The sequence below is a fragment of the Calothrix anomala FACHB-343 genome (assembly GCF_014696435.1).
GTDB lineage: Bacteria > Cyanobacteriota > Cyanobacteriia > Cyanobacteriales > Nostocaceae > Aulosira > Aulosira anomala_A.
Genome location: NZ_JACJQG010000007.1, coordinates 1 through 22,168, shown reverse-complemented (window position 1 = coordinate 22,168; position 22,168 = coordinate 1). Strand labels below are relative to the sequence as shown.

Here is a 22,168-nt window from a genome sequence, read left to right as displayed (position 1 = left end):
TGAGGAACGAAACCCAACAACCAACAACTTTTTTCCTAACGCTAATGACCAAAAAAGAATTAAGGTGCGTTAGCCTGCGGCATAACACACCCTACATCTGACTAATTTTGCATAATCCTATCCCAATAATCAACAATTCGTTGATTCACCTCTGTAAATAGCTGTCGCTTGGCTTGCAATGCTCTTTGCGCTTGGAGAAAATCTAAAAAACTGGCGTGATAGATGCTGTAACAATCATCTCCTTCTATATTCTGTTTTTTCAAATACTCTACCCAGTCATCTAAAACTTTTTGCACCTCAAACTCCTCTTTACCAGCAATCTTAGCAATCATTTCACAAGGTATGGGCGTGCCAATCTCCACTAAAATAAACAAAATAATTACTTTAATCTCTTCATCTTTCTTATTCATCCCCATCCTTGCCCAGTGGGTTTGATAATATTGCTGAAGACCATCTGGTAATTGCGTTAAACTCAAGTCATTATAAAAACCCCGCGCAATGGCTGGTAAAACATAGCGCAGATACATAAAGTTATTTTCACTTTTCTCTGCCACCTGCTCAATAAAAGTTTTATCAGCAATATTTCGTTCTTGCATCCACTTCCTCAAACCATCTTTCCACTCTTTATCATGGTTGAGAATGAAGCGAATATATTCTTGAATATCATCACGACTGAATTCAATATACTGACTTGCTGTTAAATCTAACTCTACTTGTTCGACACCTTCAGTATATAAACGCTTTTTACTGGGTTCATAGCGCCGCCTCGTCAGCAAAAAATAAACTTTATCTGGTAGAGTCTTAGGCAAATATAAAATATTTTCTCCGCCTGGTTCTTGTTCTACTTCATCCAAAGCATCAACCACAATCACCAAGTTTTCACCATCAGGAATTTTGCTACTAGCTTTAACTAACAAAGCTGATAAATCATCATTCTCAGCATTTTCTAACTGGTAGCGATTAATTAGCTGTTGACGAATGCTTTTAAGAAATAACTCCGGGCGATTACGCCCATCTTGCAAGACATTAAAATAACAAATTGCCTGACGATCGTAAACATACTTGGCTGCTATAGCACTTTTCCCCATCCCAGCATCACCGATTACGGTAAAATACCCCTTGGGATATTTTTTGAGAAAATCTGCAAACTCTTTAAATACAAATGCTCGCCCACAAAACGAGCGAATCTTTTCTTTAATTAGCGGTTCAAATTCTTGTGGTAATTGCAGGTGTTGATTCCAGTCTTGATGGTGAATTATATCTAACGGGCTAATGTTTAAAACTTTCGCAATATTCTTCACATTCCATCTTTCGACTCCATTAGGCGCAGGTTTAGTACCAAGCAGCCGTTTAATAGTGTCAACACTTACTTTAGCTTGTTCTGCTAATTCTTCTTGAGTCAATTTTGCTTGCTTCATGGCTTCTCTGAGCCGAGTTTTACCCTCTTCACTAGCCTTTACTTTATTGGAATCAAGCATCATAAATTTTTAAATAGAAATAAAACTAATAAAAGGATAAACAATATTAAATTTTACTGTATAGGGCAGAGAGGTTTTGCAAGTAACCCTAATTGCCCTAAATTAGAGGGCAGATAATCAAGATTAATTGAATCTATTTGCCCTGGAATACCTAAATTTTCTTGATTAGGATACCCATATACAAATCCTAGCAAGAAATATTCAGGAGTCTAAAAATGCAAAATCATAATCATCAAAATTTAAAAGCAGAATTTATGCAAGAACTATTAAGACAAGCAAAGTTAACCTTCAATTTAGCTTTGAGTGTCACCGCCGCTTCTGCCATGATGACTTTAGGCGGTGTAGGTTTGCTGTATTTCAACAAAGTATCCGAAGCCAGCCTCGCAGCAGGAGGTGGCGCACTGGCTACTATCACCAGCATTCAATTCGCCAAGCAAACTAAAGAAAAACTATTAAAGATAATAGAACAAGCAGAGCAGTAAATTTACGGATAATTGCCCCATAATCCTTAAAATAACCTGAAAGTTGGGGCAATTATCTCCTCATTTCGCCTTGCAAACGAGAACATTCTCGTTGAGAACAGGAAAGTTTTCGTTTGGAACAGGAACATTCTCGTTCGGAACATGAAACTTCGCCTTCCGAACAGGAACATTCTCGTTCGGAACATGAAACTTCGCCTTCCGAACACCAACGTTCTCGTTTGGAATATGAAACTTCGCCTTCAAAACAGGAACATTCTCGTTTTAAACCTCAACCGTCATGTTCTAGACTCGAAGCGGCGAAAATGTTGGGTTACCCTGCGGGAAGCCGCTCCGCGTCTACGTTCCTCAACCCAACCTACACAGTTTTAGGTTTTTAACGCTAACTTTGAGTAAAAAAGGCGATATCTACGACGGGATACGCCAATGCTTTTCTAAAATACGAGAAAATTCAGTGAAATATTTCTATAAACTATTGTATTAATTATGCTCGTGCCCTTCTACTTCGCTCAGGGCACGCCCCAGCATTGTTAATTCTCCGGTTTAATGGCGCTTTCGTGCCATTTACCTAATATAAAATCCGATAAAGCACTCAAGCCGACAAAAATTAACATTCTGGTAATTGCTGAACCTGTAACAAATCCAATTCTTTTTCAAAAATTTCATCAATCGCTAACATTTCTCCATCAGTAGTCATAAATTTATGGTCTTTTGTCGCCCGAATTATCGAACCATCTTCTAAACAATATTCAAATACTTCTTGTTGACCGCGATTATGCCACTGTGCTACAGGTTGAGTATAAACATTGCCATTTTTATTAACACTATATATGCTACATGCCAATTGTTTCTCGACAATTTCCCCAATGGAAATTAAGCCATATTCTACTGTTAAAACTGGTGTATCGTAGCTTAAACAATATTCGGCAAACTTCAACATATCGTCAAATAACTTTTCAGCTACTTGCTTTTTCACGCCGTTTTTAGTCGCACCATCAATAAACTTTTCTTGCTGCTTTTGCATCTCGGAAACTTTCTTTTTACCCATCGCGCGACGCAATAAGTCAGCTTGGCCCAGGGAATATCCAGCCATATCTTGAGCAATTTTCATAATTTGCTCTTGATACACCATGATTCCATAGGTTTCATTTAATATTGGCTCTAAAATTTCCGTTTCATAATCGATTTCTTCCCGGCCATGTTTGCGGTTAATAAACTTAGGAATCAATCCTGCATCTAAAGGGCCTGGGCGATAAAGTGCTAAAATTGAGGAAATATCTTCAATATTAGAAGGTTTTAAATCTCTAACTATCTGCTTCATCCCTGAAGATTCTAACTGAAATACTCCTTCTAATTCCCCAGCTTCTAATAAATCATAAGCCTTTTTTACATCTTTAGGTAAAGTGGTATGTTCGCCTTTAGCTAATATTTTTTGCGCTTTTCTTTCTTGCCCAGTAATTTCATCTGGATCAACCCGATACCCTTTATTTTCTTCAATTAAATCTAAAGTTTTTTGAATTAAAGTTAAATTCCGTAACCCCAAAAAGTCCATTTTTAACAATCCCATTGATTCCAAATCTTCCATGAAATATTGGGTAATTACGGAACCATCGTTATTTCTTTGTAACGGGACAATTTCATCTAAGGGATCGGCGGAAATGACTACACCTGCTGCGTGAACGCCAAAGGTTTTGTTAGTTCCTTCAATGCGCATCGCCATATCAACCCAATGGCGCACATGGGGTTCATTATCATATCTGGCTTTAAATTCTGGTTCTGGGGTTTCATCAGAAATCATCACTTTTAACTTAGTTGGTTTACCCCGCACCACCGGAATCATTTTTGCCATTTTATCTGATTCGCCATAGGGTATATTTAATACTCTAGCGACATCTTTTAATACTGATTTGGAAGTCAAACGGTTAAAGGTAATAATTTGCGCTACACGGTCAGCGCCATATTTTTCTGTAACATAATCTATGACTTGATCGCGTTTTTCAATGCAGAAATCCGTATCAATATCAGGCATTGATTTCCGTTCTGGGTTCAAAAAACGCTCAAATAGTAGCCCATGATGTACGGGGTCAATGTTAGTAATCCGCATCGCATAAGCGACTAAAGAACCCGCCGCAGAATTATGAATAGCAATTGAGTTTCCTATATAGGAAGTGTCTCCAGGAACGCTAATGTCGTAGACATAACCGTTATAGTTTAATGTTTTTTTATCTCTAATTTTGAGATAAATATAATTCTCATCTACATAAAAACTATCATTTCGATAGAATTTTTGAATTTTCACTCCTATGGGAAAATCCATAAAATCACTATTCCAATCAAGTAGCTGTTTTCCTGCTAGCTTTACAGAATATTCTGGAGACCAATTGACTTTTTGTTTTGGCCTTTTAATAATAGATGCCCAGTAGCCAAAACGCGCTAGTAGTAGCCTTAATTGTGAAGCGAGGTTACTAGAAGTAGTTGTATATTTGAGATTGATAGTTTTATCTTTTGTGCCAGGATGCCCATCTCCGCGAAACAGATAAGCAATTAAAATTCTGGTATATTCAGATTTACCTTTGGTAATAATATCAGTGGGTATATGCTTATGGTTCGCTCCTTTACCGCACAAATTAGCTAAAAATTCTCCCACTATTCGCGAATAGCTGATAACTTGGAGAGATTTCTTTTCTGGATGAGGAACTATTTTACTCTCTAAGCCAAAAACTTGATTGATGAGATGGCAAATTTCCTCGGCATAATTTATCTCATCTTTGTGTAAACCAAACCCAATAGCACATTCTCTTTCTCCCAATCTTGACCAGCCTTCGGCAATATAATAACCAAGAATTTTGGCGAGATCTGCGTTAAATAATATGTATCTAGGAATTTTCTTGGTAATTAAATGATTTGTACCAATTTCATACCAAATAAATTCTCGATCAAATTTTAAATAAGATTTAGATTCTACAAAATCTAACAGATCGAAGACAATTTCTTCTTCAGCAGATTGCACTCTAGGAAAGACAACAAAATCATTTTTGCGTAATTTTCCTGCTTCTATCCATTTTAATTGGTAATTTTGATAGGGTTTTACAGAACAATATCTAGTACAGCTAGGTTTACAAACATTGGCTTGTTTAACGCCCATTACCGTACATTCATCAGTTTTTACTGCCCAAATTTTATGGTCTTTAGTTAAATATAGTTCTTCATTAGCAACCTCAATTTTAACGATTTCTTCATCACAGGGATATTCATGTTTATTAGTAACAGGTAAAATGTTACCAAGATGAGTAATTACCTGTTGGCCAATTTGCACATCTTTAATATTAACTTGTTCGCCACTTGCCAGCATGACTTTAGTATCTGCTAAGACACATCCTCTTCCAGGGCCAACAGGAATGTTGTTATCTCTAGCAAATTTGATGTAATCCCAAACTACTAAAAAGTAAGTAGAAAATCCCATTTGCTGGAGCATTTTTAATTCATATTCCAGCCGTTCTTTATATACTCGGTCTACTTCATTACGAGATTTACGATTTAATCTTTCTAATAATCCTTGCCAAGCTACTTCTTCTACATAAGTATCGGCTGTATGTCCTGATGGTATGGGATAGTTGGGGATTCGCGGCTCACCCATAATTTGGTAAGGCTCGACTTTATCGGCTACTTCTTCGGTAGTGGCGATAGCTTCGGCAATGACATCATCGGGTAAATGATCGCGAAATAGCAGCTTCATTTCTTCGGCAGATTTGAGATATTCTGTGCCGCTATAACGCATTCGATTATCTTCACTAATTAGCTTGCCTGTTTGAATGCAAAGCAAAGCATCGTGGGCTTCGACATCAAAGCAAGAAATGTAATGAGAATCATTGGTAGCAACAAATTTAATGCTTAATTCTTTAGCAATTTTAATAACTTCAACATTGACGATTCTATCTTCTTGAGAACCGTGGTCTTGAATTTCTAAATAATAGTCATCACCAAAAACATCTTTATACCATTGAGCAACTTTACGGGCTGCATCTGGTCTGCCACTGAGAATTGCTTGGGGAATTTCTCCGCCCAAACATGCACTAGTAACTATCAATCCTTCATGATATTCTTTTAATAATTCCTTATTGATGCAAGGACGAGAAAAAATACCTTTTCCTTGTACACCTTTGAGATGGGAAATAGTAGTTAATTTGACTAAATTTTTGTAGCCTTTGGTATTTTTAGCTAAGACAATTTGATGATAACGGGGGCGGCGTTCTTGCTTTTCAATATCGCCATTAATGATGTACATTTCGTTGCCAAGAATTGGCTTAATGTTCTTACTGCGGCAAGTTTTGATCAGTTCTACCGCACCGTACATGACGCCGTGATCGGTAAGGGCGATCGCTTTCATCCCCAAAGCGATCGCTCTATCTACCAACTCTGGTAACTGACTCGCCCCATCAAGCAAGCTGTAGTCACTGTGAATATGCAAAGGGACAAAGGACATATTAATCTCCAACCACATACCAACGATAGCTCTTGAGGCTTAACCGTGACTTACCCCTTTGAGCAGGATTTTGCAAAGAAAGCAACGGGATCTTACATTAACTCGTTTGCGTAATTTTCACTTCCGCAACAGATGTTTAAATAAATACAGCCGTTGATTTAGCCCCTATTGAGACATGAGTGAACCAGATACCATAACTTCGCTGGAAACGAAAACCCGTCCTTGGTGGCTGCGTATCCCTCTGACATTACAAATTGCGATCGCCTTATTACTTGCTGTCAGCTTAGGAATCGCCCTTGGTGGAGGTAATCCCAGCCCAGAAAACGCTACATTCATCGCTAACCTAGCAATTCCCGCCGAATTAGTACTTAAAGCCCTACGCGCCCTAGCTACACCTTTAATTTTGGTAGCCGTACTGCACACCTTCATGACTACCACCATTCCCGGTACGGCTGGGAGAAGGTTAGCAGTTCTTCTGTTAACCAATACCACCGTCGCCATTCTCATTGGGTTGCTAGTAGCCAACGTTTTGCACCCTGGTAGCTGGGGAACTTTAGCCGCCCCAACAAACGCAGAAGCAGTAGCCAGTCACAGTCTCGATCCTTGGGGTTTATTCAAAGATGCTGTACCTGATGCCATCCTCAAGCCACTAGTCGATAATAACGTTATTCAACTAATAGTTATTGCCCTTTCCTTTGGCATTGTCCTCCGAGCCTTAAAATCAGAACAAATTGCCCAAGGGAAAAATGCTTACCAACCAATAGAAGATGTCATCGCTATTTTATTTGAAGCAGTAATCCGCATTCTCAACTGGGTTATCGCCTTAGTTCCTTTAGCCGTATTTGGTATTGTAGCGAAAACTGTTGCGGAAAAAGGTTTTGCGCCCTTCCAATCCCTAGCAGCCTTTATTATCGCCGTCCTCGTCGCCCTAGCTTTACAAGCTTGTTACTATCTCACTAGAGTACAATTCGGTTCTTGGGTAAATCCCATCAGATTTTTAATGGGTGGTTCCGATGCTTTTATGACTGCTTTTTCCACATCTTCTTCAACAGTGACAATGCCAATTACCTTTGAGGTATTGCAAACAAAAATCGGTTTAAGAGAATCCTCAGCTTCTTTAGGGGCGCTAGTTGGAGCCAATTTTAATAATGATGGGACAGCCCTTTATGAGGCAATGTCTGCATTATATATTTCTCAAGTTATCGGGCAACATTTAGATTTAGGACAGCAATTAATAGTTGTGCTTACCTCTATTTTTGCCTCGGTTGGCGCAGCCGGAATTCCCAATGCGGGACTAGTGACAATGACCTTAGTTTTTACTTCGGTGGGCTTGCCTACCCAATATATTGCCTTATTAGTCACAGTCGATTGGTTTTTAGATCGTTGTCGGACTGCAATTAATGTCATGGGAGACATGACAGTCAGCGCTTTACTGGATGGCAAAAAGCCTCGTACTCTAGACGAGGCTTAGTTTTCACGAGTCATTAATAATAATTTAATGCTGTTGCGGCCCCTTAGCATCACATTCTTTCGTCCAACACCGTTCTAAAAGCTGAATTCGCCAGATTGAAGCGAAAGTCCGAGGATTCCAGATTAATCTACTTTCACGGCTAAATAAAGGCTGATTGAGATAATGCCACAGAGGGAATTTAATTTTTTGATGTTTGGGAGCCATAGGAACAAATACTATAGGAGCTTGGTCGCTGTCTAGTTAAAGATTAAACAATGATAGATAACTTCGTCCTGGTGAAAATTGCGGAAAATTACTAAATTTTATTTCTGACGTAAGGACATCTATCATTAGTCAGTTGTCCTAGATTATTTTCCGTGTGTTGTTGTTCCAGTTCCCCGCCATTTCTACGGATTTTTAATTATTTTTTGTATACACCACGAGGTACGGATGACTGCTGTCGATAATGCTCTAAATAGTAACTCTGATGTATCGTCTCATACTCTATTTGTTTGCAAGACCTGTGCCAGCGTTTGGCAAGATGGCAAACGTATAGGCGAAAGTGGGGGCGAAAAATTCCTGAAAAAACTGCAATTATTAGCACAAGACTGGGAATTACGAGAAAAATTTGCGATTCAGCCAGTAGAATGCATGAGTGCTTGTAACCGTTCTTGCGTAGTTGCTTTTGCTGCCCAAGGTAAAATTACGTATCTGTTTGGCGATTTAGCAGTTGATGAAAGTGCTTCTGCGGTATTAGAATGTGCTAATAAATACTACGATAAAAATGATGGAATACTGCCTTGGTCGGAAAGACCGGAAGCGCTGAAAAAGGGGATTTTAGCCAAGATTCCGCCGATTTCAGGGGCTAGGGGCTAGGGGAGGGAAGGAGGACAAGGGAGACAAGGGGGAGCCACTGCGTTGCGCGGGTTCCCCGCGTTGTAGCAAGTGGCGTGACAAGGGAAGGGGGAATAATAACAAATGACCATTGACTATTGACCATTGACTATTGACCACTGACCATTGACCACTGACCACTAACTATCTATCGTGAAACATGTTTTGATTTTGGGGGGAACGGGTGATGCAGCAGAATTAGCTGCGAGAGTCAATGGGATTCCAGGAATTGAGGCGATCGCATCTTTAGCCGGTCGTACTCGTCAGCCCTCAATCCCGGCTGGTAACGTGCGTATTGGCGGATTTGGTGGGGTGGCGGGGTTGGTTAGCTATTTACAAGAGATGAGGATTGATTTTGTCATCGATGCTACCCATCCCTTTGCTAATCAAATGTCTTGGAATGCGGCGGCGGCGGCGGCAGAAGTTGGTATTCCCCGATTGCTGTTTAATCGTCCGGCTTGGGAAAAGCAAAAAGGCGATCGCTGGATTGAAGTTGATAATATTACAGATGCCGCCGCAGCTTTAGAAAATCAAGCAAAAAGAGTATTTTTAACCGTTGGTAGGCAAGAAATTAGCGCTTTTGCCTATCTAGATAATATTTGGTTTTTAATGCGAGTGATAGATCCGCCTAGCCCTGATACCTTGGTACCACCTGGTTTAATATTGTGCGATCGCGGCCCCTTTACCTTAGAGAATGAGCGAGAAATCTTGATTCAGCACCAAATCGATACTATTGTCAGCAAAAATAGTGGTGGTAATGCGACTTATGCCAAAATTATCGCCGCGCGAGAACTAGGGGTAACAGTCGTGATGGTAAACCGTCCTGCAGTACCGCCAGGAGAGCAAGTTAATAATATTGAAGATGCCATAACTTGGTTAATCGATAATTCGTAATTCGTAATTCGTAATCCTATATAAACAAGGATGCTCATTTAAAATAAAAGTATTCACAATACTGGAGTAATGCTATATGGTGACACAGAAACAACCACAGCAACCAGATATTAATCAAACTCCAGCTTTAATTCCACATTTGGAAAGCGGTGATAGATTGTCGCGCTATGAATTTGAACGTCGCTATCAAGCTATGCCCAAACACAAGAAAGCTGAATTAATTGAAGGAGTAGTCTACTTGGCATCACCTCTACGTTTTCAAAGTCATGCAGAACCACATGGCAAGATTGTTATTTGGTTAGGAACTTACCAAATTTCAACTCCAGGTATTAAGTTAGGAATTGAACCAACAGTAAGGCTAGATCAAGATAATGAACCGCAACCAGATGCAGTTTTATTAATTGAACCAAGTTTGGGGGGAAAATCGCGGCTAACAACAGATGATTATATAGAAGGCGCACCAGAATTAGTTATAGAAATTGCTGCCAGTAGTGCAGCTTATGATTTACACGATAAGAAAAAGGCTTATCGGCGTAATGGTATTCAAGAATATATTGTTTGGCAGATGTTAGAAAATAGGTTGGATTGGTTCGCGTTAAATGAAAGTGAATATGTACCCTTGGAACCAAATGCAGAGGGAATTTTACAAAGTCAAGTAATGCCTGGTTTATGGTTAGCAGTTTCCGCATTAATGGCGGGAGATATGTCTCAAGTAATGGCTGTTTTACAAGCTGGATTAAATTCGCCAGAGCATATAGAATTTATAACCAGATTAGCAAGCAATATTGTGTAGTAGATAAATTAATTTCAAGATTTTGTATTAATTAAAATCAAGAAAGTTAAGAAAATTTATAACTTTTGCGCTACCCACTGTGTTACCGGAGCCATCGCCCGCCATCCTAAAAATTTACCAATAGGTTCGGCGCGTTGGATGGCGATGCGGGTAAAATTTCCCCCGACTTGTTCATACCATTTAAATAATGTTTGTTCGCCTTCAATGGTGACGACATTGGCAACTAATTTACCACCTGGTTTGAGTGCTGACCAACAAATATCAAATAACCCATCGGCTGTAACACCACCGCCGATAAAAATTGCATCGGGTTGGGGTAAATCTTTGAGAGGATTTGGTGCTTTTCCCGCAATAATTTGCAGATTGGGTACGCCTAAAGCGGCTGCATTATCAGCAATGTAGCCCAATCTCGTAGAGTTTTGTTCAATAGCGATCGCTTGACAGCGCGGATCGCTGCGCATCCATTCTATAGAAATGGAACCACAACCAGCGCCCACATCCCATAATAATTGTCCTGGTGTAGGTGCTAAAGTAGCTAGGGTAATCGCTCTGACTTCGTGTTTAGTTAATTGTCCATCGTGGTGATAGGCGTTATCTGGTAATCCTGGTACTCTGGGTAAAGAGACTACCCCAGAATCGGCAATACAATCTACTGCGATCGCATTTAAAGCGGCGATATCTGTTTCATTCCAAGTAGCAGCAGTACTTTCTCTCATCCGTTCCTGGGTTCCACCCATCCGTTCCAAGACCGTAATTTTACTGTTACCATAGCCTCGCTGTGTCAAAATTTGCGCCACAGTTGCGGGTGTGTCTTGGTTAGCGCTTAAAATTAGTAGTCGCGCCCCAGGATAAATGTAAGCTTGAATCAGCGCAGCTGGACGACCGCACAAGCTTAAAGTTTCTACTTCCATTAAAGACCATCCTAGCCTGGCACAAGCGAGACTAAACGCTGAAGGTGCAGGAATAATTGTAATTTCAGATAGGGGAATTTGTCGTGTTAAAGTGACACCAATGCCGTAACACATGGGATCGCCACTGGCTAGAACACATACAGCTTTACCGCGATGTTGGATAATTTCTGCAATTGAGGCGCTAATGGGGGAAGCCCAGGTAATTTTTGGGCGTTGATCCTGACTAGAAAGCATAGCCAAATGGCGATCGCCACCGACGATAATTTCTGCACGATCTACTAAAGAACGAGCGATCGCGCTTAACCCCGCTAACCCATCTTCACCAATACCAACAATCGCCAGCCATTTATCTATCATCAAACAATTGTAATTAAGTTATGCCTTCTTCATATCAGGAATCTAATTTTAGGTTTAACAGTTGCATGGCTGCAAGGTATATCCAGACTGGATTTCGTTATGTATAGCTTGGTTAAAGAAATCTTAACCAGTTAATGAAAAATATAAAGCAGCGCTAATTCTCACTCCCTACTCATGCTAAATTACTAAAGCTTGGGGTTGGGAAACGCCGGTGAAATTCCGGGACTGTGCCGCAGCTGTAAAGCAGTTTTAGATTTTAGATAGCAATTTTGATGGTCGGGATTATGTTAGCAACCCGTGACTCAGATAAATCAGGAGTCAGCGAATTATCCAAAATTCAATATCCAAAATCCAAAATTGAGTAAGTCAGAATGCCAACTTTCAAGCTGTTAAAGAACAGTGGTAATCTACATCCCTGCGTTGCACAGGGAAGGAGTTCTAGTCTTGTTATCGTCTGGGTTTACTAAATGTCCTGGCTTGTTTTACGCCACCCCTGCTCAAGATGGTATATTATCTCGCATTAGAATACCTGGTGGCATTTTAACTAGTCAACAATGTCGCGCGATCGCAGAGATAGCTCAACAATATGGCGGTGGTTATATTGATGTGACAAATCGCGCTAACTTACAAGTGCGGGAAATCCATCAGGGGATCGATGCTGAAGTATTACAGCGTCTCCAAGCTTTAGGTTTAGGTTGTAGTAACACAACTGTAGATCAAATCCGCAATATTATGACCAGTCCTACGGCTGGTATCGATCCCCAAGAATTGATTGATACTCGTCCTTTGGTAACAGCTTGGGATAATTACATCACAGCTAATACCCAACTATCAGGACTATCTGCTAAATTTAGCGTTTGCTTTGATGGCGGGGGAATTGTTTCGGTAAGCGATCGCATTAATGATATCGTTTTCGCGGCTGTGTTAGTAGAGAATCAGGTTTACTTCCGTCTTGGTTTGAGTATCGGCGCAAAAGGTAAACCAGCCCAAGATACAGGAATTATTGTTACACCAGAACAATGTTTGCCTGTTTTAGTCGCCTTAGCTGAGGTTTACCTAGCTCATATTCAGCCTAGTACTAAATACAAACTGCGTCTGCGAGAGTTATTAAACAATATCGGCTGGGAAAATTATCTGCAACAAGTCCAGCAGCGTTTAGATTTTTCCTTATCTACTCGCGAAATCGAGATATCAATTGAGAAAACAGCAATAAATTATCACCATATTGGCATTCATCCCCAGCGTCAGCCAAATTTATATTATTTTGGCGTTGTTTTGCCTTTAGGTCGATTAGAAACAATGCAGATATTGGGGTTAGCTGAGTTAGCCGAAAAATACGGTAGTGGAACTGTTCGCCTCACACCTTGGCAAAATTTACTATTAACGGATATTCCCCAAATAGCGATCGCTGATGTACAAAGGGAAATTGAGGCTTTGGGATTAGATTGTGCAGTCAGTAATATTAACGCTGCATTAGTTTCTTGTTCTGGCAAGAAAGGATGTGCAGCTTCGGCAACTGACACCAAAGGTGACGCTTTAACATTAGCGGAATATCTGAAAAATCATATTGCTTTAGATAGCCCCGTAAACATTCACTTTAGCGGCTGTAATAAATCCTGCGCTCAACATCATCAAAGTGATATCACTCTCCTTGGTGTCAGCATTGAGGAAGAAAATCAAACAGTCGAGGGTTATCGAGTATATGTATGTGTGGACGACAAAGAGCAAAAATTTGGTCGAGAATATCAATTTGTAACTGTTGCCAAATTGCCCGCCTTGATAGAGGAGATACTGCTAGTATATAAAACCCAACGCCTGAACCTGAATGAGACCTTTAGAGAATTTGCTCGTCGATATGATGTGAGTCAATGGTCGATGGAGACAATAGAGACGCGATGAATCGCGTCTGTACAATTGTTATTTATCATTCTATCCCTAGCCTCTAGCCCCTCAAAATGCCTGATTACATCCAAGATGCCAAGGAAATCTATCGTAATTCTTTCGCGATCATTCGGTCGGAAGCGAATTTAGAAATATTGCCGCCAGATGTAGCAAAGGTTACGGTGCGGTTAATTCATGCCTGTGGAATGACGGATATTGTCTCTGATGTGGGATATTCACCTACAGCAGTGCAGGCTGGACGGGTAGCTTTGGCAAATGGTGCGCCGATACTCTGTGATTGTCGCATGGTAGCGGAAGGAATCACGAGAAAGCGATTACCTGCGAATAATCAAGTTATCTGCACGCTGTATGATGCAGAAGTTCCAGAATTAGCTCAAAAAATGGGTACTACGCGCTCGGCGGCGGCTTTGGAGTTATGGAAAAAGCACCTAGAAGGCTCAGTAGTAGCCATTGGTAATGCGCCTACTGCTTTATTTCGGTTGTTGGAAATGCTTGATGAAAGTTGTCCCAAACCTGCGGTAATCTTGGGTTTTCCTGTGGGGTTTGTGGGTGCAGCAGAGTCAAAAGCCGCCCTGGCAGAAGATAGCCGGAATGTACCATTTTTAACATTACATGGTCGGCGTGGTGGAAGTGCGATCGCCGCCGCCGCAGTTAACGCCTTAGCAACAGAGGAAGAATAATATATGTCTAAAAAAGGTCGGCTGTATGGAGTTGGCATAGGGCCTGGCGATCCAGAACTCTTGACTCTGAAAGCGCTACGGCTATTACAAGCTGCGCCGGTTATCGCTTATCAATCAGCCACAGATAAAGAAAGTATCGCCAGAAAAATTATCGCTCCCTATCTTTCCGGAAATCAAATCGAAGTACTGTATCACCTCCCCCGCGCTTTGGAACCGGAAAAAGCCCAGTCAATTTATGATCGGGAAGTTGAACCGATTGCAGCACATCTCGAAGCCGGACGGGATGTGGTTGTAGTGTGTGAAGGCGATCCGTTTTTTTACGGTTCCTTTATGTATGTATTTACACGTTTATCTGAGAAGTACGAAACCGAAGTAGTCCCTGGAGTCTCTTCCTTAATGGCTTGTCCGGTAGCTTTGGGCGTGCCTTTTACCTACTACAACGATGTTCTCACAGTTTTACCTGCACCTTTACCAGCAGAAGAATTAATATCACAGCTATTAACCACCGATGCAGCCGCAATTATGAAAATAGGGCGTCATTTTACAAAGGTGCGGGATATTTTGCATCAATTGGGGTTAGCATCGCGGGCGCTATATATTGAACGGGCGACAATGGCACAGCAAAGAATTGTACCCTTAGATGAAGTCGATCCGGCGGAAGTACCTTATTTTGCAATGATTATAATTCCGAGTAAAAGTAGGTTATAAATCAATACAGTTCATTTAAGCATTACTTCCTTCTATTTTTTCTTCTTCTCTCTGCGTCCTTGGCGTCTTCTCTGCGAGACGCTGCGCGTTGGCGGAAGCCTCTCGAAGAGAAGGCGGTTCATTAAAAAAATTGACCAACTAACAGGCGTAGTAGCGTGACAAGGTTAAAAAGTTGGGTTCAAACAATCTAGAAAATCTACCAATAATAAATATAGTCTCTGATTATTCAACCCAACAAATTAAGCTTGCCGCGCTAGTAGGGGCACGGCACCAGTAAAATTATTGTATGTACCAAAATATTGTCGATGCCGTGCCCCTACGACAGCAACTCGTAGGGGCGGGGTTACCTCCATAGGTGTCAACTTAACGCGAAACCCCCATTCCATCTAGCTCCCATGCTCTGCGTGGGAGCTTAGATTTATGAGGCTCTGCCTCAATTTATCAGAAGACGAGGCAGCAGCCCACGAATCCGCATTTCCAGCCGGAGGCTGGAAACGAGATAGAGAAAGGCTTTTAGCTTAAGTTGACACTAATAGGTAACGCCGCCCCTACAATTTGGCATAATTTATTTTTTAGAGTTCCCTAACCTGTCAGTATTCTCAAACTACGGTTTGCTTTCTCATCAAGCGATTTGTTTACTCATTAGCAGAATTTAGTTCTCAAACTGGGGTTTGAGTTCTCAAACTGCAAATTTAGTTCTCAAACTGGGATTTGAGTTATCATTTCAGTATATTCAGCAGACAAAAGTTGATATTTAGTTCTCAAACTGGGGTTTGAGTTCTCATTTCGGTGTATTCCGCACTCAAAAGTTAATATTGAGTTCTCAAACTGGGGTTTGAGTTCTCATTTCAGTATATTTAGCAAGCAAAAGCTGATATTGCCTTCTCATAACGCAATTTGCTTATTAATTTCAGTATATTCAACACCTTTAATCTTTTGACCAGTCAACAGTCAACAGTCAACAGTCAACAGTCAACAGTCAACAGTCAACCTATTAATGCTAGAAATTGAAAAGGAGCATTAAACGGTAAAATAACTATGAATGCACAGGGGTCACAAGAACTACAGACAAATCCGCAAGATTGGTCATGGCCGTTTTGGCTGACTGTACCACTATACCCCTATAGCAAACGGCGCACAATTCGCACTGAAGTAGTAAAAGATACTATCTGGACATTCGATCAACAGCAAGGCATTCTCTACACTATTGTGCCGATTCGGATGACTGTAGTTAAGCTAGAAGCTGGGGGTTTGTTGGTTTACGCGCCTGTCGCCCCAACTGCTGAATGTATCCGTTTAATTAATGATTTGGTAGAAAAGCATGGTGATATTAAATACATTATACTTCCCACAAGTTCGGGTTTAGAACATAAAGTGTTTGTGGGGCCTTTTGCAAGACGCTTTCCCCAAGCACAGGTATTTGTTGCGCCTCATCAGTGGAGTTTTCCGCTAAATTTACCCTTAAGCTGGCTGGGTTTTCCCCAAAAACGGACTCAGGAAATCCCGGAAGATAGCAGCCAAGTTCCCTTTGCGGATGAATTTGACTATGCGGTGTTAGATATCGATTTGGGAAGGGGTGCGTTTGGCGAAGTGGCAATTTTTCACAAGCGATCGCGCACTTTATTACTTACTGATACCATACTTTCTATATCTGAAGAACCGCCTGCGATCGCTCAATTAGATCCCTATCCTTTATTATTCCATGCCAGGGAAAGCGCCCAAGATGCGATCGCCGATAATCCCGTAAACCGCCGTAAAGGATGGCAGAGGATTTCCTTATTTGCGATATACTTTCGTCCTAGCGCCGTAGAAATTACTGGCTTAGGCGATATGTGGCGCGATATTTTGCAAGCGCCAAATCGCTCCAGAAAAGCTTATTTTGGATTATATCCCTTTAAATGGCAAGAAAATTGGCAACAAACATTTGCAGCCCTCAGCAATAATGGGCGTCCCTTTGTTGCGCCAATTCTGCAAACCCTAATTCTTCCCCAAGCACCAAAAGCCGTACTAGACTGGGCTGATAAAGTTGCAAGTTGGGATTTTCAGCAAATTATTAGCTGTCATTTTGACTCGCCAATTAAAACCAATCCCCAACAATTCCGTCAAGCATTCGCCTTTTTAGAGAAGAATTCTTCTGTAAATCACACACTCCCAGCAGCAGATTTAAAATTTATGCAAGAACTTGAAGCTGATTTACTGAAACGTGGTATTGCCACACCGCCGAAAGAGAAGATTTAAATTATGGTGCAAACAATTCCCATTTCTGAAAAAACCACACTCAAATTTTTACGCGAAAATTTTAACTTGCAGCGTGATGATACTCAGCAATTCTTTCCGGAATGGTATGATAATTTGCCAAATATTAGTGAGAGCGATCGCATATTTTTAGATAAAATACGTTCTCGTTACTTTTATCAACTCGATGAAGGAACTTTGTTAGAAGGTGGAGTAAAAATGATGATGGTAGCTCCACTACTAGATATAGCAGGTTTTTACGATGCTCCGTTTAAAACAAGATTTGAACCAACGGTAACACTAGAAGTAGAAACAGCAGCAGAAGTTTTGCAAGGAAGAATTGATGCTTTAGTAGTACAAAATCAGTTTTGGGTTTGGGTTCTTGAAGCCAAACGGACTACATTTTCTTTAGGTTTAGGGATACCCCAAGCACTTGCTTACATGCTTTGCAATCCTCACATAAATAAACCCTCATTTGGTATTTTGACAGGAGGCGAAGATTTTATATTTCTCAAACTAGTGAGACAACAAAATCCTATTTATGGATTATCTCGCAAATTTAGTATTTTAAACCCAGGTGAGTTAGATGATGTTTTAAAAATTATGCGCCATCTTGGCGAGTTAATTTCTACCAATAATTACTAAACTAAAACATCAAATAAACAGGGAGCATTCTAACTTTGACACAATACCCTAGAAGGGTATTGCTATACGAACAAAGCCTGCTTTTGCAGGCTTCGTATTTATAGCCCCAGGCTTCTAGCCTGCGGGCGGTATGTCGGGTAAGTGAAAGAACAATGTAGAATCGCCATTGAAGATTAATACCTATCCAATAAATACACCTGTGTAGCTTGCTTTGTCTCGCCCTAAAATCATCCTTGTGAATTTGGGGGAATAATCTGTAAGCCATATTTGGGCGCAGTAGCTATGACTTTTTCAATATCTGCGGGACTAACTTTAGGTGAGTGAGTTATGTCTACTGCTGGTACACCGATTTCCATGAAAAATTTTTCTGCACCAGCAGGTGTTACCCAACATAACAATTTTACAGGCTGGTCAGTTTTATTAATAAAACTATGCATTTGACCTTTGGGAGAATGGAGAAAAGTACCAGGAGTTGCTACTACTATTTCCTCACCGATTTGAAATTCCAATTCTCCCTCTTGAATATAAAAAGATTCGTTTTCGTGACTATGAATATGAGGCGGCGCACCGCCTTGTGGTTGGATAAGAATTTCCATCAAAGCATAGGTTTTATCGGTTTTCTCACCTATTGCTTTAAATGTGTACAAATCCCCCAGTACCCAGTATGAATTACCTTGTCCTGGTTGCTGCAATATACCTTGTAAATTAGCTGTCATTTTTATTCGCTCCTATGCTACGTTTTCCGATATCATATTTAAATATCACTTAGGTCATCGGGGTAGCTTCTACCTTTCCAGTTTCAGCACATAGACTAACTTGCAACACAGTATCCATTGCATCTGTACCCATGCGAGTAGCTATTTCTGGACAAGGTTTATTTGCATGAAGATTAATTTGATGATTATTTTGTTGATCTAAGCTAACTTTTTCTCTACCATATTTCAAAACAGTTGACATCCAAATCAACTCATTCATAAATCTTTCCATGCGGCGAATATAAGTTGGTTTGTCAATTAAGTTTCCTGACTCATCAAATAATTGCTGCACGTTAGCAAAATTCAAGTCATAAAAAATCGTGACTAATCCCAATTCCCGCATTACAGGTAAGAGATTTTGAATTACCCTAGTACCCCCAAAGGAACCGGCAGAAACACCGCACAATCCGACAGCTTTGTGGATATATTCTTTTAAACAAGTATCAAGTACATGCTTGAGCATACCCGGATAACCGTGATTATATTCTGGCGCGACGATGATTAAGCCATCTGCACGTTCCATCGTGGCAGAAAATTGCGGATCTTTGACGGATTCGCCAGCATCGTCAGTGGCGATCGCCAAATTTTTTATATCTATCAATTCAGTATACAGGCGATCGCGTGTGGAAATCTGCTCAACCAAAAATCTGGCTACATATTCGCTTTGACGACCTTTACGCGGAGTACCCAGAATTACGGGAATAAATAAAGATGAATCTAGCATAATATTCCGCTCCCCAAATCTACAACTAATAATTAACTATTCAACTTTGCAGCGCCAAAAGTAGCATTATACTTGCGACATAAAATAGCCACAGATTTGTAATCAGCCAGATTAATATTATTAGGAATGGTATAACTTTGATTGCCGCTATATTTTTGTAAAGGCGCGAGAATCACATAATCACGCTTATTTAATGGATAAGATGGTGCTTGAGTTGAAGCAAGTACATTATCGGATCGATGCAAAATTACCACTAAATCAGGGCCGGAAGTAGAAGTTTTAAAAGATTGCCCAAGCTCTAAAATAGATTTACCTGCCGTCGTTGTAATCCTGACTGTACCTTGAGTTTTGTGTTCTCCTGAAATAAATGCTCCTGATTGAATAGCGACATTTTGAGCAATTACCGATTGATTTACAGGTTTTTCAGCATTCACTGATGGTAGTACAGATGCATTTACAACAGCTTGATTTTTGGGTAACTGTTCCACACAGCCAACAGCAATTAAAGCCGCAGTAGTTAGTATCAGTAAATTTCCTAATTTCATGACTTAATATTCCTCAATGGATAACTTAGCAAGATGATTTCGCGCTGGAACTGCGCTGTTAACTAATTCTTGCTTGAATTATGCCAATGGAAATTATATCTATCTAAAAATTGACATCAATCAAACTGATATTTTCTCAATAAACTTCTCAGCAAATTCTCAGCAAAATTTAATTTTTCTGCGATTGTTAATTAATTTTAGATTTTTTTAAGAAAAAACTCGCAAGATTAATGTATACGAAAAAACCTATATCTAGTACAATCTTTTTATCAGACTAAGTGGTCAGTGGTAGTGGTCAGTGGTCAGTGGCAAAGAAATATATATCGCCTACAAGGAGACGGGGTATTAAACTAATCCAAAAACAACTGACTACTGACTACTGACAAATGACTCGCGAAGCGCAATAAAACAGAAAATTTAGTATTCAATTTTTGAATTTTTTTACTAAATCATGCATCAGGCATTCATGAGTCAAACCAAAGATGGTCAAATCTTATTCCCCAAGCACAAATGGCAACGCGAACGGCGGATAATAGAACTTCTCTCTTCATTAAATTACCGTACTGGCGAGCTTAATTCTTATTTACATAACATCGCCTGTGGAGTTAGCGAACTGATAGGAATAGATTGGACAGTTGTTACTTATTGCCAAGAAGGATTGGAAACTATACTAGCAAGTAGTATTGAAATTCCCGAAGATGCACCCCGTGTTTATGCATTGCATGGTCAGTTGACTAATACAGTCATAGAAATGAAGCGTACCTTAGCCGTTGAAGATGCAATTGCTAACCCAAAATATGGTAAACCAGCATCAGGTTACCGAGCATATTTAGGCGTACCATTACAAACTTGTGAAGGTCAAGTATTTGGGACAATTTGCTCTTTTCATCGGCAGAAGAGGAAATTTACGGAAGATGAAATTCAAATTGTCGAACTATTTGCTGAACGTGCAGCAACAGCCATAGATCACTATCATCTTTATCAGCAACAATGCCAATTTAATCAAATATTAGCAGATGAAGTTGAAAAACGTACAGCAGAATTACGTACAACCCAAGCCAAGCTATTAGAACAAGAAAGATTAGCAGCAATTGGGGAATTTTCTTCGATAATTGTCCATGAAATTCGCAATCCCTTAACTACGATGATTATGGGATTAAAGTATTTTCAAAAAACTATTTTAACTACAGCCGCACAAGAACGTTTAGAATTAGCACTCGGCGAAGCTAGTCGTTTAGAACGTCTATTAAGTGAAATTTTACTTTATGCCAAGCCGCAAGTATTACAACTGAGGGAATTAGAGATTAATAAATTCATTGGCGATTTGCTGCTAACAATTTGTGAAATACCGGAAGCTCTAGATAGAAAAATTGAATTTATACCGACATTATCACCAGTGAAAATTTTAGGCGATCGCGACAAACTCAAGCAAGTTTTCATTAACATTATTCGCAATGCTTGTGAAGCAGTGAAACCCGGCGATATTGTGACATTAGAAATAGATAGTTCTTTAACTGATACAGTCGCCATTAACGTTAATAATAGCGGTAATCCCATTCCTCCAGAAATTCTCTGCAAGCTATCTCAACCCTTCTTTTCCACAAAACCTGAAGGTACTGGATTAGGCTTGGCTATTAGCAAACGCATTGTGAATGCTCATCATGGTAAGTTGTGTATTCAGTCTCAGCTATTAACAGGAACTACTGTTACTGTTCAACTCCCTATTATTACAGTTAGTGGCAATTAGATCCCCGACTTCTTTAACAAGTTGGGAATCTAGCAACGCAGCAAAATTAATGCAATCAAGCACAACTGGTTTATCGCATTACAGCAGTTTTCATGTATTTAGACCACAAACTGATATTTGTATTTCTTTCTTCCTTTGCGTCTTTGCGTCTTTGCGTGAGACAAAAAAATGTGGTTCATTTACCTGAAAATCGCTGTAAATTATGATTGGTAAAAAACGAACCGCGAAGACACGAAGTACGCGAAGGAAGCTAGTAGCGCGGCAATCTTAAAATGTTTGGTTGATTAATGATATTATTCCGCAATTATGGCATTTCCATTTTTTTGAACCCAACAAATTAGACTAGACGCGCTACTAGTGGTCTGTCCCATTAATTTTGAGGGGTTGGATAAATCTTTGAAAGCTTAACTCTTGCATCTTCTGTACGAAAACGCCAATCTACACAAACCTGATTAAGATTGCGATCGCATTCCCAAATTGAAACCTCT

General features: G+C 40.1%; 19 protein-coding genes. 12 read left to right on the top strand and 7 right to left on the bottom strand.

What is annotated here, in order from left to right; genetic code table 11:
• Positions 1 to 101: 101 nt before the first annotated feature.
• Positions 102 to 1,481 carry a helix-turn-helix domain-containing protein gene (locus H6G08_RS05240; protein ID WP_242046076.1) on the bottom strand — a complete coding sequence of 460 codons (1,380 nt, stop codon included), beginning with the start codon at positions 1,479 to 1,481 and terminating at the stop codon, positions 102 to 104.
• Between the two features lie 212 nt (positions 1,482 to 1,693).
• On the opposite strand from H6G08_RS05240, the gene H6G08_RS05235 reads away from it, so the two are divergent.
• Both H6G08_RS05235 and H6G08_RS05230 read left to right on the top strand, forming a co-directional pair.
• Positions 1,694 to 1,960 carry a TRADD-N-associated membrane domain-containing protein gene (locus H6G08_RS05235; RefSeq protein WP_190539353.1) on the top strand — a complete coding sequence of 89 codons (267 nt, stop codon included), beginning with the start codon at positions 1,694 to 1,696 and terminating at the stop codon, positions 1,958 to 1,960.
• Positions 1,961 to 2,073: 113 nt separating this feature from the next.
• Positions 2,074 to 2,337: a hypothetical protein gene (locus tag H6G08_RS05230; RefSeq protein ID WP_190539351.1), complete on the top strand. Its 264-nt coding sequence runs from the start codon at positions 2,074 to 2,076 to the stop codon at positions 2,335 to 2,337.
• 227 nt (positions 2,338 to 2,564) lie between these two features.
• On the opposite strand, the gene dnaE is transcribed toward H6G08_RS05230, so the two are convergent.
• Positions 2,565 to 6,440, bottom strand: a complete 3,876-nt coding sequence (gene dnaE, locus H6G08_RS37350) for a DNA polymerase III subunit alpha (RefSeq protein WP_242046075.1) — start codon at positions 6,438 to 6,440, stop codon at positions 2,565 to 2,567.
• Between the two features lie 175 nt (positions 6,441 to 6,615).
• Between dnaE and H6G08_RS05210 the strand changes: the two genes are divergently transcribed.
• Positions 6,616 to 7,911, top strand: coding sequence for a dicarboxylate/amino acid:cation symporter (locus tag H6G08_RS05210; protein ID WP_190539349.1), 1,296 nt, complete (start codon positions 6,616 to 6,618; stop codon positions 7,909 to 7,911).
• Between the two features lie 24 nt (positions 7,912 to 7,935).
• On the opposite strand, the gene H6G08_RS05205 is transcribed toward H6G08_RS05210, so the two are convergent.
• Complete coding sequence (locus tag H6G08_RS05205; protein ID WP_190539347.1) at positions 7,936 to 8,115, bottom strand: hypothetical protein; 180 nt, start codon at positions 8,113 to 8,115, stop codon at positions 7,936 to 7,938.
• A gap of 225 nt (positions 8,116 to 8,340) precedes the next feature.
• On the opposite strand from H6G08_RS05205, the gene H6G08_RS05200 reads away from it, so the two are divergent.
• From H6G08_RS05200 to H6G08_RS05190, 3 genes are all read left to right on the top strand, one after another.
• Positions 8,341 to 8,766 (top strand): DUF1636 domain-containing protein, encoded by a 426-nt coding sequence (locus H6G08_RS05200; RefSeq protein ID WP_190539345.1) that lies wholly within the window; start codon positions 8,341 to 8,343, stop codon positions 8,764 to 8,766.
• 171 nt (positions 8,767 to 8,937) lie between these two features.
• Positions 8,938 to 9,678, top strand: a complete 741-nt coding sequence (locus H6G08_RS05195; RefSeq protein ID WP_190539343.1) for a cobalt-precorrin-6A reductase — start codon at positions 8,938 to 8,940, stop codon at positions 9,676 to 9,678.
• A gap of 76 nt (positions 9,679 to 9,754) precedes the next feature.
• A complete protein-coding gene (locus H6G08_RS05190; protein WP_190539342.1) occupies positions 9,755 to 10,471 on the top strand; it encodes a Uma2 family endonuclease in 717 nt (238 codons plus the stop codon).
• A gap of 56 nt (positions 10,472 to 10,527) precedes the next feature.
• On the opposite strand, the gene cbiE is transcribed toward H6G08_RS05190, so the two are convergent.
• Complete coding sequence (gene cbiE, locus H6G08_RS05185) at positions 10,528 to 11,739, bottom strand: precorrin-6y C5,15-methyltransferase (decarboxylating) subunit CbiE (RefSeq protein ID WP_190539340.1); 1,212 nt, start codon at positions 11,737 to 11,739, stop codon at positions 10,528 to 10,530.
• A 444-nt stretch (positions 11,740 to 12,183) separates the two neighbouring features.
• Between cbiE and cobG the strand changes: the two genes are divergently transcribed.
• The 5 genes from cobG (at position 12,184) to H6G08_RS05160 (ending at position 17,909) form a co-directional block, all read left to right on the top strand.
• Complete coding sequence (cobG, locus tag H6G08_RS05180) at positions 12,184 to 13,638, top strand: precorrin-3B synthase (protein WP_277877798.1); 1,455 nt, start codon at positions 12,184 to 12,186, stop codon at positions 13,636 to 13,638.
• Positions 13,639 to 13,694: 56 nt separating this feature from the next.
• Positions 13,695 to 14,321 carry a precorrin-8X methylmutase gene (locus H6G08_RS05175; protein ID WP_190539336.1) on the top strand — a complete coding sequence of 209 codons (627 nt, stop codon included), beginning with the start codon at positions 13,695 to 13,697 and terminating at the stop codon, positions 14,319 to 14,321.
• Between the two features lie 3 nt (positions 14,322 to 14,324).
• Positions 14,325 to 15,029, top strand: a complete 705-nt coding sequence (locus H6G08_RS05170) for a precorrin-2 C(20)-methyltransferase (protein ID WP_190539334.1) — start codon at positions 14,325 to 14,327, stop codon at positions 15,027 to 15,029.
• Between the two features lie 1,038 nt (positions 15,030 to 16,067).
• Complete coding sequence (locus H6G08_RS05165; RefSeq protein ID WP_190539332.1) at positions 16,068 to 17,267, top strand: DUF4336 domain-containing protein; 1,200 nt, start codon at positions 16,068 to 16,070, stop codon at positions 17,265 to 17,267.
• Between the two features lie 3 nt (positions 17,268 to 17,270).
• On the top strand, positions 17,271 to 17,909 hold the full coding sequence (locus H6G08_RS05160) for a type I restriction endonuclease subunit R (protein ID WP_190539330.1): 639 nt from the start codon (positions 17,271 to 17,273) through the stop codon (positions 17,907 to 17,909).
• Between the two features lie 227 nt (positions 17,910 to 18,136).
• On the opposite strand, the gene H6G08_RS05155 is transcribed toward H6G08_RS05160, so the two are convergent.
• Genes H6G08_RS05155 through H6G08_RS05145 form a run of 3 tightly spaced genes read right to left on the bottom strand, consistent with a single transcriptional unit; the run spans position 18,137 to position 19,933 of the window.
• Positions 18,137 to 18,625, bottom strand: coding sequence for a cupin domain-containing protein (locus H6G08_RS05155; protein WP_190539328.1), 489 nt, complete (start codon positions 18,623 to 18,625; stop codon positions 18,137 to 18,139).
• A 49-nt stretch (positions 18,626 to 18,674) separates the two neighbouring features.
• Entirely contained in the window at positions 18,675 to 19,388 is a 714-nt protein-coding gene (locus H6G08_RS05150; RefSeq protein WP_190539326.1) for an NADPH-dependent FMN reductase, read from the bottom strand.
• Between the two features lie 32 nt (positions 19,389 to 19,420).
• A complete protein-coding gene (locus H6G08_RS05145) occupies positions 19,421 to 19,933 on the bottom strand; it encodes a DM13 domain-containing protein (protein ID WP_190539324.1) in 513 nt (170 codons plus the stop codon).
• A 451-nt stretch (positions 19,934 to 20,384) separates the two neighbouring features.
• Between H6G08_RS05145 and H6G08_RS05140 the strand changes: the two genes are divergently transcribed.
• Complete coding sequence (locus tag H6G08_RS05140; protein WP_242046074.1) at positions 20,385 to 21,680, top strand: GAF domain-containing sensor histidine kinase; 1,296 nt, start codon at positions 20,385 to 20,387, stop codon at positions 21,678 to 21,680.
• Positions 21,681 to 22,168 lie beyond the last annotated feature (488 nt).